A 13,194-nucleotide genomic window follows, 5' to 3' on the forward strand; every position below is an offset into this window, starting at 1 on the left:
AACTTTTTCTCTGTGCTGATTGTGCAAGCTCCCGCGAGTCATAAACAGTTGTAAATACGAATATCCCATCATGCTGAGAAAAATTTGAGACCAGCGACTCGCTCATAAAAGTCGTCGGCCGACGCTGCAACAGCCTCGACGCCCAATCGAATGCGGCATCGTTCTCGTCCTGCTTCTGCCAGTGCGGTTCTGAACGGCCGATCATCAATCAAGCGAACCAACGCACTTGCAATGTCCGCGGACACAAAGTCCACCGGTAGTGCCAAGGCACTGTCACCGCTGATGTCTGCAAGACCACCGGTCATCGAACTAATCAAGGCGCAGCCTCCGGCGTGGGCCTCCAGCGCCGTTCGTCCAAATGGCTCCTCCCATTTCGAAGGCACGACCGCGATGGCTGCTCGCTCACACAATTTCTTGATCTGAGAATGCGGCAAGGAAAACACCAAGTCGACCTGAGCGGAAACAGGGGCTATCGCTTGCCGGATCGCCTCCAAATATGACGGATGCTTGTCTGGCTCGCTAAGCGCCAGAGTGCCTCGCCAACCAGGGTAGCGCGGCAGAACAGCTGCGAGCGCCTCTGCCGCTTCCTTCACGCCCTTTTCGGGAGCCGCGCGAGCGACGCAAATGATTTCCTGCTCTCGCACGGGGTTCGGTTGCCAAATCGAGAAATCCAATCCATTCGCAATGATGGATCGCGCGATGTTCACGTCGGGCCAGATGCGTTCAAACACCTGCTTCGATGCTTCACTTACAAAAGAAATACCGGCCAGGCTCTGGTAATCCCGACGACGAAGAACCCGGTGAATCCAACCAAGGGGAGTTCGTGAATACGATTTAGTCTTCATATTATGCGTATGTAAAATCACGGGTGCTTTGAGGTGCCGCGCCAGCTCGGCAGCCGTGGGCAGGTGCTGCTGGACGACCACGACATCTACCGGATGGCTCCGCACATAGTCCGTCACAAAGCTGATCTTACGCTTGCGTGAGGCGTCGATTTCCCGCGATAGGGTCACGACGTCGATGTCCGAGAAGATCGTTTCGTTCTCGCAGCAAACGACCGTGGTAGACTGCTTATACCGGCTTGCCAACACCAGATCCCTCACGCAGAGATCAATAGAGGTCGCGTTGCTTGGGCCAAATCGCATATTGCGTGGCATGAAAATCAAGACGCGAAGCGATCTGTTTGGATCGTCCGACTTCTTCGAAACCGAGCCCATCAAGCCACTTATCTAGTTCAGAAGCTGCGCTTCGCTTGTAGCCATAACTTTGGCGAACTGGAGCCGGAAGAGCCGACTATAGGGCCCGTCACCTCGGACCAACTCCTCGTGTCTTCCGCTTTCGACAACGCGACCCGCATCGATCACGTGAATAATGTCGGCGTGGAGTATCGTCGAGAGCCGGTGAGCGATAACAAGCGTCGTGCGCCCCTTGGTCAACTCGCGCATCTCGCGCTGAATATAATCTTCCGTCTCGCTATCGAGCGCGGAGGTTGGTTCATCAAGAAGGACAATCGGCGCACTCTTGAGAAAGGCACGCGCCAAGCCAATGCGCTGACGCTGTCCGCCCGAAACCTGTGAGCCAAGTTCGCCAACGTCTGTGCTGTAGCCATTGGGTAGGGACACGATGAAATCATGGGCATTCGCCTTTCGAGCGGCGGCAAAGCATTGCTCGTCAGTTGCATGCTCACTGCCGGCGCGAATGTTCTCGAGAATCGACCCTTCAAATAGAAAAATGTCCTGCCCCACCATCGTAATATTTCGTCTTAGAGAGGCTCGCGACTTTTCATTGATGGGCTGCCCATCGATCAAGACAGCACCGTGTTGCGGCTCTCGGAAACGTTGGAGCAATGAGAGGATAGTCGACTTTCCACCCCCTGACAGTCCGATCAGCGCCGTTGTCTTGCCTGCCGGAGCAACAAGATTGAGATCGTTGACCACCGGCTGACCTGGGACGTATGCAAATGTAACGTCTTTGAATATGATTTCGCCCGACGACACTTCGAGGTCCGGGGTATCCGTTGGCTCATCTTCGACGGCCGGGCTGTCAAGAAGCTCATACATCATCTGGACCCCGATCGCGGCAGTCGCGATTTTCAAGTGTACGCGCGACAGGCGCCTCGCGGGATCGGCGCACATCAAGAGCGCGGTGATGAAGGCGAAGAATTGCCCCGGCGTGTCGCCATAGTTGAGATTGCGCCACCCGGCGTACAGCACGACAAACGCCACGGCGAAGCCACCGACCGTCTCCATCAGAGGGTTCACGCTCGCTTCGATACGAAGCATCTTATTGCTTAGCCGCTCGACGGCGGAAACCGCCTCGAACATGCGTCCACGCATCTTATTTTCGAGCTGGAAAGACTTGACGATCTGTACGCCCTGGCTCAGTTCTCGTGTGGCATTTACAATACCCGTGATCGAATGCACCTCACTGCGCGCGGCTTTCTGGATCCGCTCTACCAGCTTGCGCGATGCCAAAGCCGCCGCTGGACCGCCGATAAGCGCAATCGCTGTCATCAATGGGTCAAGAACGATCATCGTGGTCACGAGACCAACGATCGTGAACAGGTCGCGACCGAACGTTAGCGAGACCATGTTCAGCATATCGCGCACGGCGGACGCGTTATTGGAAATTCGCGTGATCAAGTCGCTGGACGGGTGCAGCTGAAAAAAGCCGACATCGGCTTTCAGCAGATGGTCGTACATGCGCCTCTGGGTCTGCGCTACCAGGCGGTTTCCTATGGTGCCGAGCACGACTTCAGAGAAGTACGCCGCTGCTCCCTTGACCATGAAGATTGCGATGATACCAAGCGTGATGGCGTAGAGCGCGCTGCGATTCTGATTTACGAAGATCGAGTCGATGACATATTTCATCAGGTAGGCGCTGAGTGAAGTCGCGCCCGCGACCACCGCCATTGACACGATAGCAACTGAATATTGCGGCGCGTACTCGCGACCTAGGTCGCCTACCAAACGCTTTATAACGTCAAATTTGGAAGACATCGGACCCGCAAACGCTGGAGTGCCATAACTTGGCGCATCATATAGAACATATGATCGGGTTCGACGGGCGGCATCTCTTCGAGAAACGCGAGACGACCGCCCGTCAATTCGTAATTACACGGTGGGTTGATACAAGCGCCCAGCAACTGTTTGAGGTACCGGCGTAGCCATCGCCTTTGCCCATAAGCCATAGACTCTCATGAAGCGAAAACGGGCTAGAATAGCCGCATATCGCAGCCCCGTAAGACCACCGGTTACATGACGGCGACCGATATAGAATTTGAGGAATGTCATCGGCAGCTCGCTGGCAAGGCGCAGAGTGAGCACTGCCGCCGATCTTTGCCGACTTCCCTCGACGGCCAGATCGACGCGTTCAAGAAGCTTGCACTTCATGTCGTCGAACGACCGTATCGAATAGTGGTACATCGCGCCTTTCAGGCTTCCGACTGCATGGCTTTCGGTCACCACGGAATCGAACAGAGCGCTATTACGGAACCGAACGACCCTTTTGTCGTAAAGACGCACGCACCAGTGATCGTGTGCCCAGCGCCTTGGCTTTACTTTCCCGGGATAGACAAGCTCGACCGGCATGCCATAAGCCACGCGGTCCGGCATCCCACGCTCAAACAGTTTGACGATTTCGCGACGCAATTCGTCCGTCACCACCTCGTCAGCATCAATGTTCAAGATCCAATCGTTCCGGCATTGCGATTCGCCGAAACGCTTTTGTTGCCCGAAACCGGTCCATTGATTCTCGACGACGCGAGCCCCGGCTTTTTCGGCGACTTCGATCGTGTTGTCAGAACTACTGCCGACGACAACGATTACTTCGTCCACCCAACCACTGACAGCTTCGATGGTCCGATGGATGCGATCTGCTTCATTACGCGCAATAATGAATACTGATACGGGTACCCTCACGCTACACCCCCACTCAACTCACGCTACTAACCCAAACAATATTAGAGCAAATATTCCGGACATCAGCAACTGCGACAATGTTCTAGATACGTTTCATAACGATTACTAAGGGCTTAATCGACTAGCAAAACCGCTGTTGCCGCCACTCATTTCCAGACTAGGGATGCCTTTTTGCATCACAGTCCGAGCACCTTACCTCGATAAAAGTCAGGGCCAACGGGGACCCACGCAGCGCTGGTCGAACAGTCAACCAGAAAGACAGGATGCGAAGATACAGCTTCGCGAGGCGTGGAAACTGCGCAATCGATGTGGGTTTCCAAACTCGACGAAAACTGGGCGCCAGCCCTTGAAGCCGCGGCAAATACGTGGCGGCAATTTCCAATTGACCCGACTGAAGTCAAGCGTCCAAACTTGACAGATATTTTATCGGTTGAAGGAGAGGACGATGCCTTGGCAAGTTAGTGGCACCTATATGGAGGCATGCAATTGTGAAACCGCTTGCCCCTGCGTGTTCTTTTCTCCACCCACGGAAGGCGAATGCACAGTCGTTCTCGGCTGGCATATCGACACGGGTAAGTTCGATGACACCGACCTCGATGGCCTCAACGTTGCCATGTTGGTGCATTCACCGGGCCATATGAAAGACGGTAACTGGCAAGTTGCGCTCTACCTTGACGACAAAGCCGACGAAGCCCAGCAGATGGCCCTTGGTGGTATCTTTTCCGGTCAAGCCGGCGGGCACCTTTCAAATCTGGGACCGTTGATCGGCAAGGTTTTGGGAGCACGCTCGGCAAAGATCCAATTCGAGACGCGTAGTCCCAATCTGCGTCTGGAAGTTGAAGGCCTTGGCGAAGCGAAAATCTCACAGATCGAAGGTCAGCAGGGCGGCCCGGTGCAAATCAGCGGTCATCCCTTGGCGATTAGTCCTGGCAACCCGGCGACGGTAGCGCGCAGCGAAACGCTAAAGGTCAGCGACCACGGCCTGAGCTGTAACGTCACCGGCAAGAACGGCTTCTTCGCACCATACTCTTACAAGGGCTGATTCATGGGCGGCGGCATCGTGCGGAATGCACTGATCCGTGCCGACATGTTGGCTGTCTTCGGACTGGTCCTTGTAGCCAGCTGGGCATTTGTTGCCTGGATGACGATGGACATGTCGCATCCCTTCATCATGTTGATGATGCCCCTAGACTCATCTTGGACCTGGGCCACCCTGATTGCTGTCTTCCTTATGTGGTCAGGAATGATGGTCGCGATGATGTTGCCTACCGCAGCGCCCATGATACTGACATTCGACTCGATTGAACGACGCAAAGTGGACGAGGCTTCTGCAACCGCTCGAACGCTTTTGTTTGCTGCAGCGTATCTCGCAATCTGGATAATATTTTCTGCGCTTGCCACCGCGGCACAGTGGTTCCTGCAATATGTAGGTCTGTTGACCCCGATGATCGCAAGCAAATCCCACTGGCTAACCGCAGCCCTTCTCTTGCTTGCAGGAGCCTATCAATTGACGTCGTTGAAACAGGCTTGTCTGGGCAATTGCCGCACGCCTATTGGGTTCCTGTTGACCGAGTGGCGGGACGGGCCAGATGGCGCCTGGAAAATGGGACTGAAGCACGGCTTGTACTGCATGGGATGTTGCTGGGCTCTCATGCTGCTGCTCTTCGTCGCCGGCGCTATGAACCCTATCTGGATCGCTTTCCTCGCCGTTCTTGTGGCAATTGAGAAATGGCCGCGGTTGCCAACTTGGACAAGCTCGTTTCTGGGTGTCATTCTGATGGCGGTTGGCGCCGCGCACTTGCTTTAGTGGCTGCCAATGTCACGACAAGGACCCAGACTTCGGAGCCACTTTGTGGCGGCGCTTAACCCGCGCTTACCGAGAACCGCCATGAACTTCACCCACACGACATCTAGCGCGCCTTGCCGCTTGCTCGAACGATGGCCTGCCGAAGCCAGGCATGGCCAGGATCAGCGTCGTACGATGCATGCCAGAGCATCGAGATTACCACCTCGGGTAGTTCGACCGGAACGCGGCTGAGGGCCAGATCAAGTTCCTTGGCAAATATGCGCGCCAGCCGCGCATGCATCGTCGTGACCACCGGAGCGCCGGCAACGATGAACGGAACGCCGATGAACCTCGGCGTGATCAGCGCAACCTTGCGGGATTTACCGATTCTCTCGAGCGCATCGTCGACCACACCGCGCTCGCCTTTGCGTAAGCTCGTCAGAACGTGCGGCAAGCGCACGTACTTCTCAAGCGTGATGGGCGGCTTAAATCCAACTTTGGCGCTGTTGAACATGCACAGGTAGGTGTCCGTTGCGAGCCGTCGCTGCTTATGATGGACTTGCCCGTCAGGAAATGTGCCGATGCCAATGCCGATATCGATGTTGTCGGCATCAATCTCATCGAGCAACTGGCGCTCGTCGGTGGAGTAAAAGCGGAAGCGAATTCCCGGAGCCTCTTCGCAACCGATCGCGAGCAGCTTGGGGCCGATCAGAATTTCTACGCTGTCGGGTAGTCCAATTCTGAAGATCCGCTCCGCCTTTGCCGGCACGAACTCTTCTTCGCGAGAGACGAGCGTCTGGATGCCCGAAAGCGCGATGCGCACACGGTCGGAGAGCGCCATCGCCTTCGGCGTCGGGCGCATACCTTCCGGCGCACGCACAAGCAATTCATCATCGAACAGTTGGCGCAATCGGGCGAGGTTGTGGCTCATGGCCGATTGCCCAAGGCCGACCCGACCCGCCGCCTTTGTCACGCTTCGCTCGGTCATCAGAGCGTCGAAGGCGACGAGAAGGTTCAGATCGACGCGGGATAAATTAATATAATCGATGGACATTATGAATCCAATCTATTGGACTAATTACCTCGCTCGTACCATTCTCTCGATCACAGGGAAAGACACTCGTGTCCTTTCCGAACGGATCAGGAGCCAATGACCATGAAGAACCTTAAGTTTGCTTTTGCCGCACTCGGCCTCGCCGTTGGCCTCGGGACCACCGCTCAGGCCGCTGAACTGGCAGCTTATCGGGGCCAGTCGATCGACCTCGGCGCCGTCAACGGTATCGCCTACTACACTGAAGAAAAAAGCGGCTATCGTGTTGTCGCTACGCTCGCCGATGCCAATAGCAAGGCTGTCCGCTTCGAGACGGTTCTTGCGCCGGGGCAGAGCATGACTCTATCGGCCCCGTCGAAAATCGGCGAAGCGCCAACGATGATCGAGATCAGCCGCCAGGGCAATCGCGTCCAGGTGATGAAAGCCCCAGTGACGAACTGACGATAATGGCAAGTGGATCGCGGTTTCGGGGCCGGTTCAGCCGGCCCCTATACCGTGCTGGCGTCGTCATTCACGGTAGCGACGAGCGCAATGCCGACGCCGCAGATCCCTATAATCCGTAAGCCTGGGCGGACGTCGTGCAGGCCCTCACTTCATAATCCTCTTCCTGTTTTGACCAAGAGCGATTCACACACCTGCTCGAACGTTCTTCAGTTGGATCTTGAGCGCGGAACTTGCACGCATAGGATGGCCCTTTCGTTTCGGGCGACACTCGATTGGTCCGGCAGCTAGGAGTTGGCACGCCTCTGCCTCCGACCGCATAAAGCGACGCGGTCTGGCAGGAGAGATTGGCCTTCCGGGCGGCTATCGGGGGAACTCCACCCCCATCCCACGTTGACACGATTGATCGCGAAGAAGTTGATCATCAACGAGTCTCAGCGTTTCCCACAATTGGTCTCAATCCATCCACAGCGCACGCTTATCGGCAACATTGCGCCAAATGCAACCGCAAAACGAATCATGCTTAGGTCCGACGTCTGAGGGCTGCTCTCCGCTCTGCAGCGACGTGCTTTCCGCGCACAGAGCAGCGACCTTTTTGAACCGACCCCGGGGGGAACATCTATGAAGCGTTGGCCTCGCACGCCTGCCCTGCGCCCGATCATTGCGTTTCTGATGCTTCTTCACGTGCCAACTATCAGCATTTCTGCTGCCTATGCGCAGATGCCTCAAGACCAATTGAGCGAAGTCAAAATCGACGCCGGGGCCTATTCGGTTTCCGCACAGATCCCGGACTGGGCTGAAGAGACGGCGCTGCCAGAGGGCCAGTCCACCGAACCAATGGCAATACGGCTCGGAGACACGCAGTTTCTTGCCTCTGACCGGCCATCGGTCTATATCCATCACGCTTTGCAGGTCAACGATCCCAGCTCGTTGAGTTCAGCGGGACAAATCTCGATTGTCTTCGTTCCGCAATATCAGCATCTGACGTTGCACAAACTCGTCATCCATCGTGGCCAAGAGTCCTTGGACCGTATTCAATCCTCAAAGCCGAGATTTCTTCAGCGAGATATCAATCTTGAGAGGGGCGTTTATAACGACGCCATCACGGCCTCGATCCTGGTCAATGATTTGCGCGCAGGCGACACCATAGAATATGCCTACTCCATAGATGGTCAAAACCCGGTGTTCGCCGGAAAGTACTATGATGCAGCGAGCTGGGACAGCTATGCACCAGTTATGCATCGCCGCGTGATCATGAACGTTGCCGATGGACGCGACATCAAATGGCGCTTCGTATCGGAAAACAAACGAGATCAACTTCATCCGACAGAATCGACAAAAGGCAACCTGCGGCGGATCGAGTTCAACGCAGAGAATATCCCAACGCCACAAGTAGAGCAGCTCGTTCCTTCCGACTACATCTCCGGCCGCTGGATCGAATTTTCTGAATATGAAAGTTGGAATGAGGTCGCCAAATGGGCCGATGAACTCTTCAAGCCAGAAGCGTTTGAAAGCACGGCGTTTGACGAACTGGTGGCGCGACTGAAGACAGAGACTTCCGACGAAAAGCGCCTCGTGTCGGCTCTAGAATTCGTGCAGCGTGAGATTCGATACTTCTCGATTGCACTCGGCGAAAGTTCGCACCGTCCCACACGACCGGATGTCGTTCTGCAAAGACGCTACGGCGATTGCAAAGACAAGACGTTGCTGCTCGTCACGCTGCTCGACAGGCTTGGCCTCCAAAGTCGGCCGGTCCTGCTTTCCGTTCAGCGTCGCGGCGGACTGGATAAAGGTCTTCCGAGCCCATCGTCATTCGATCACGCGATCGTCGAGGCGCGGCTCAAGGGCAAAACCTACTATCTCGATCCTACGCGTCTCGGACAACACGGCAAACTTGAGGCCATGGGCCGGCCCTATCAGGGAACACAAGTACTACTTGTTGACGCGAAGACTTCGAACCTTACCGTGGTTCCAGTTTCGCAATCTCGAGAAGCCAACAGAATAGAGATCAATGAGACAGCGTCGTTCACGAAATTCGGGGGCGAGGGACACCTGACAATTAGGCTAGTGATGAATTCGGTCACGGCTGAGTCGATGCGCGTTGCACGCCAGCAAATGCCAAGCGATCAGTTCGCAAAATTCTATACCGACAAGATTGAACAGCGGTTTCCAGGCGCAAAAATCGACGGCGAATTGAGCTTCGTGGATGACCCAGAAAACAATTTCGTTACGATCACCACGAACTACAACGTCCCGAATATGGCAATCGAACAGTCCGGAAACTGGTTCGTTCGGCTTGATGCGAGCAACGTGAAGGGCATTCTGGTGCCTCAGCCATCCAGCTCAAGAGTGGCGCCAATCGCCATTCCCGACTACCCATACAATGCACTCTACAGCATGACATTGAAGCTGCCCGAGAACGTCAACATTTGGGAAACGCCTTTCGCGTTGAACACCAAAAACAAGCATTTCGAATCGTCGCTGACCAGCCGCTATCGAGGCAACATGGTCTACACAATCGTTTCTCTCAAGACCCGCGCCGACCGCGTCTTGCCCGCCGACTTCAAGGAATACGCCAAAGCTCTGCAGGAGATTGAGAGGTATCCGATTGGCGCCGTCGTCGTGCCCGGAAAGCTCGCGAAGGTCGCCTCGACTAGCAAGTCGAAGAACACCTCCGACCCAGCCAAGACCATAGAGGATGACCGGCGCCGGCAGATTTCCAACAACACGAAGGCAATTGATTCCGGTCATCTTAAGGGAATGGATCTTGCCTCAACCTATTGCTCGCGCTCATTGGCCCGCTCGGATCTCGGTGAATTTGAGGGAGCCCTAGAAGACGTTGCCAAAGCGCTGGAGATCGCGCCCAATGATCCAACCATGATCAAGTGCCGCGCAGAGGCCCGCTTTGCTGCCGGCCTCTTCAAGGAGAGTATAGAAGATCAAACACTCGCATTGACCCTTGGCTCGGAAGCTGGCCCTCGTCTGCAAGCTCGCGCCATCGACAAATTCTATGCGGGTATGCTCGAAGACGCTGCGGAGGATTTTGCCAGAGTCAGCGAAATCGATGATCCATACAATCAGGTCTATAGCGACATCTGGCTGACGTGGACCCTGCAACGTCTTAATAAGCCAATCCCCGAAGACCTAGCGCAGCGCGCATCCATGGCCGCGACGGCCCCTTGGCCCAGGCCGGCGCTTGCAATGCTACACGGCAAACTTTCGCCGGAAGACATCCTGGCATTGTTGAAGAAAAAAACCGGGATGGAAGCAGCGGTGGATTCGTGTGAAGGCCATTTCTACATCGGGCAATATTACCTGATAAAAGGCGATAAACTAAAGGCACGCGAGCATTTCGCTAAAGCACGCGAACTAAAGGTGGTGCATTATACAGAGTACACTGCTGCAAGATTCGAACTTGAAGCATTGGGTGGTGTTGCCACAAACGCCTCAGCACAGACTGCGAAAGGTTCGACTTCGCAAGTAGATGGTGCCGGTGAAGACAAGAGCAGATCGCAACTCGAGACGACCGCCGTTCCTCAAGCAGCGCCCGCCGACGGCAAGACGCAGTCAACAGTGACAGGATCCATTTCCAAGCGGAAGACGACACGAAAGTCGCCGCCTATGAAGAAGGAAGAAACTGATCGTATGAACAGCTACTTCCAGTAGTCCTTCACTGCGCTCAGCAATTGCTCATCCAGCTGCCCGTCATCGCCAAGGTCAGGGGCGTTGTCCCAAGTAGCGTCGCCTGATCGTGGACCAACGATCAGATTCCAGAATGGTTAGAAGCGACCGGTTCACCGGCTCGCGCAACGGACTTCGCGATGGCAGCACGATTCCATAACTTTGCGGTTCAAATATCTGGTCTAGAAGTTGAACCCGGCCGGCAAAGTTATGCAGCGCCGCGTAACGCAGGATGGGCTCATCGTGAACGAAGGCATCAATGCTTCCTACTTCCACAGCCTTGAGCCCCGCCGCGACATCCTCAAAGCCTCGTGTTCCGATGAAGCGTTGGTGGAAGTAATCAGCCGTCGCCGACTTCGCCACGATGCCTACCCGCGCATTCGGCAAGTCTCTGGGTCCTGATACCGGGCCGGAAATTCCTTCCAAGGTCAAAGACGCCGTCAGCTGCGCAGTAAACACCGCGGTCAGAATAAGGGCGGCGAACATCCAGATCACGGCAATCGCACGGCCTAGCGGCGTGACCGGCGCCTTGTCGCCGTAGCCCACTGTTGTCATGGTCACGGCCGACCACCAGAACCCGTTGGCAATGCCCTCGATCGGCTTCTTTGGAAACTGTTGCGAATTGCCTTTCCTTTCCATAGCCCACATCACCGCGCCGGTAATCAGCAACAACAGCCCGAGCATTGATACGGTCGTCAGAAATGCCGGAGACCCTAACGCTTTCATAATGTCCCAGAACCCCGAACTTCGGTTCCTTACGACGGCAATAGATAGCCCTGAATCGTAGTAGGGATATGAGAAGTCGACCTTCGCCTCACGCGCAGCCGTGATCGATACAGCTGCCACGCCCATATCAACCGATTGCTTCTCTACCGCAGCCACTAAGTCTTCGCTGGTCTCGACCCTTTTCCAAACGATGTCGCGGTTAAGGTCGCGAGCGATCGACTCGATGAGTTCAACTGCGATGCCCGTCCAACGCCCATCTTCCGCTTGCATGGCGAATGGAGGCGCGACTTTCGTGGCAACCTTCAGCTTCTCTGCTGGAGTTGGCGTATTGGCGGGGGTATCTGTCTGAGCCGACTGCGCCAAGGAGGCGGCGTTGAACAGACAGAGAGCAATTAGAGCGATTAGAGTCCTGCACGTCGCGGCAAAAGAACGTCGAATTACCAAAACGGGAAGCCTTTGGGGTTGTCGGTCTTTGCAGGCACCCTAACAAGCGACGTCGGCATTGTAAAACCAGCCATCCGCAACGCAAACACTAAGAGCGCGTAATGCATGACTCCGCGCTCTCAGGAACTGCAGATCTGACGTGTTAAACCTCGGCTTAACGTGGCCTGCTCCGAACACCGGCTATTCGCTGTCCACTTCGTGCCAATCCTTGCCGGGATTGAAGACCGTCATCTTCGAGACGAACGCACTTGAGTCCGGACCCAGATCGCGCTGATAGACTTTGCCGTCCTGATTGACGATGAAAGTCATTACCCCAGAGTTGCCATAGTCGGCCGGCGTCGCCACCAGACCAAAACCGCCGATCATGCGGCCGTTCAATACGAACTCCCTTGCTCCACCCTGAGCAAGTGGTCCCTGGGCATTCAGCATTTTGAAGACGTAGCCGTGATAGGGATTGCTGGTCTCGCCGTGTGCGCTGCCGGGCTTATAGCCCTGTGCACTCGCTTTGGCGACGAGGGCACCAATCGGACTTTCCGGCTCGCCTTCGCTGGTTTGCCAATAAAGGCCGTCGTGTTTGCCCGCGCTGCTCATGAGGCGACGTGCGTACTGGGGCCCTTTCCCGTCACGGTCAACTGCAGCATAGTCATCCTGCGCATCGACGTAGGCGCGCATCACTTGGATCGTGTTCAGCTCATTCTCACCTATCCGGCGGCTGAGAATTTCTTCTGCACCTGCTGGCGTATCGAATTGCCACGATCCATTCGATGCGACGAGAGGAATGGGAAACGGATAGTCATCGTCCCCGATGATGAGGATCGACTTGGCGTCTCCTTCGGCCTCGATATGGTGCGCTTTGTCGTAGGCGGAGACAAATTTCTCCCTCAACGTAGCGTCATAAACATCATCGCCGGAATCGATCACATCCGACGCGTCAGGGCCGAGCACCTTGATGAGCGCTTCTTTGTCATCCGATTTCACGGCTGACACCAACGCGTCAACAGCCTCATTAGGGCTTTTGAAGACCTCTTGGGAAGAAGCAGCATACGATCCGGCCGGGGCTGCCATAAGCGCTGTCATTGCCAAAGCGAGGCTTACAAACATCTTCGAGATGGGCAAAGCTTTTAGAGTTCGCATAACGATCACTC

Annotated in this window: 10 protein-coding genes; 4 read left to right on the plus strand and 6 right to left on the minus strand. The window is 55.5% G+C overall.

The annotated features are described in order from the left end of the window. Positions 1-68: 68 nt before the first annotated feature. The 3 genes from R3D51_03635 to R3D51_03645 all read right to left on the minus strand — a co-directional run bounded on the left by R3D51_03635 (position 69) and on the right by R3D51_03645 (position 3,920). Positions 69-1,217: a glycosyltransferase family 4 protein gene (locus R3D51_03635; protein MEZ5898565.1), complete on the minus strand. Its 1,149-nt coding sequence runs from the start codon at positions 1,215-1,217 to the stop codon at positions 69-71. 12 nt (positions 1,218-1,229) lie between these two features. Beyond that, positions 1,230-2,999, minus strand: a complete 1,770-nt coding sequence (locus tag R3D51_03640) for an ABC transporter ATP-binding protein (protein MEZ5898566.1) — start codon at positions 2,997-2,999, stop codon at positions 1,230-1,232. A gap of 114 nt (positions 3,000-3,113) precedes the next feature. After that, a complete protein-coding gene (locus R3D51_03645; GenBank protein ID MEZ5898567.1) occupies positions 3,114-3,920 on the minus strand; it encodes a glycosyltransferase family 2 protein in 807 nt (268 codons plus the stop codon). 445 nt (positions 3,921-4,365) lie between these two features. Between R3D51_03645 and R3D51_03650 the strand changes: the two genes are divergently transcribed. Both R3D51_03650 and R3D51_03655 read left to right on the plus strand, forming a co-directional pair. After that, complete coding sequence (locus R3D51_03650) at positions 4,366-4,962, plus strand: DUF1326 domain-containing protein (protein ID MEZ5898568.1); 597 nt, start codon at positions 4,366-4,368, stop codon at positions 4,960-4,962. 3 nt (positions 4,963-4,965) lie between these two features. Further along, the gene (locus R3D51_03655; GenBank protein ID MEZ5898569.1) at positions 4,966-5,727 is read left to right on the plus strand and encodes a DUF2182 domain-containing protein; all 762 of its coding nucleotides are present in this window, start codon (positions 4,966-4,968) and stop codon (positions 5,725-5,727) included. Between the two features lie 103 nt (positions 5,728-5,830). Here R3D51_03655 and R3D51_03660 read toward each other — a convergent pair whose 3' ends face one another. Next, a complete protein-coding gene (locus R3D51_03660) occupies positions 5,831-6,760 on the minus strand; it encodes a LysR family transcriptional regulator (protein ID MEZ5898570.1) in 930 nt (309 codons plus the stop codon). A 102-nt stretch (positions 6,761-6,862) separates the two neighbouring features. Between R3D51_03660 and R3D51_03665 the strand changes: the two genes are divergently transcribed. Beyond that, positions 6,863-7,198 (plus strand): hypothetical protein, encoded by a 336-nt coding sequence (locus R3D51_03665; GenBank protein ID MEZ5898571.1) that lies wholly within the window; start codon positions 6,863-6,865, stop codon positions 7,196-7,198. Between the two features lie 621 nt (positions 7,199-7,819). Then, on the plus strand, positions 7,820-10,864 hold the full coding sequence (locus R3D51_03670; GenBank protein ID MEZ5898572.1) for a DUF3857 domain-containing protein: 3,045 nt from the start codon (positions 7,820-7,822) through the stop codon (positions 10,862-10,864). A 51-nt stretch (positions 10,865-10,915) separates the two neighbouring features. On the opposite strand, the gene R3D51_03675 is transcribed toward R3D51_03670, so the two are convergent. Both R3D51_03675 and R3D51_03680 read right to left on the minus strand, forming a co-directional pair. After that, a complete protein-coding gene (locus R3D51_03675; GenBank protein ID MEZ5898573.1) occupies positions 10,916-11,968 on the minus strand; it encodes a transporter substrate-binding domain-containing protein in 1,053 nt (350 codons plus the stop codon). 261 nt (positions 11,969-12,229) lie between these two features. Further along, on the minus strand, positions 12,230-13,183 hold the full coding sequence (locus tag R3D51_03680; GenBank protein MEZ5898574.1) for a DUF2950 domain-containing protein: 954 nt from the start codon (positions 13,181-13,183) through the stop codon (positions 12,230-12,232). Positions 13,184-13,194 lie beyond the last annotated feature (11 nt).

The organism is Hyphomicrobiaceae bacterium (assembly GCA_041397645.1).
GTDB lineage: Bacteria > Pseudomonadota > Alphaproteobacteria > Rhizobiales > Hyphomicrobiaceae > Hyphomicrobium_B.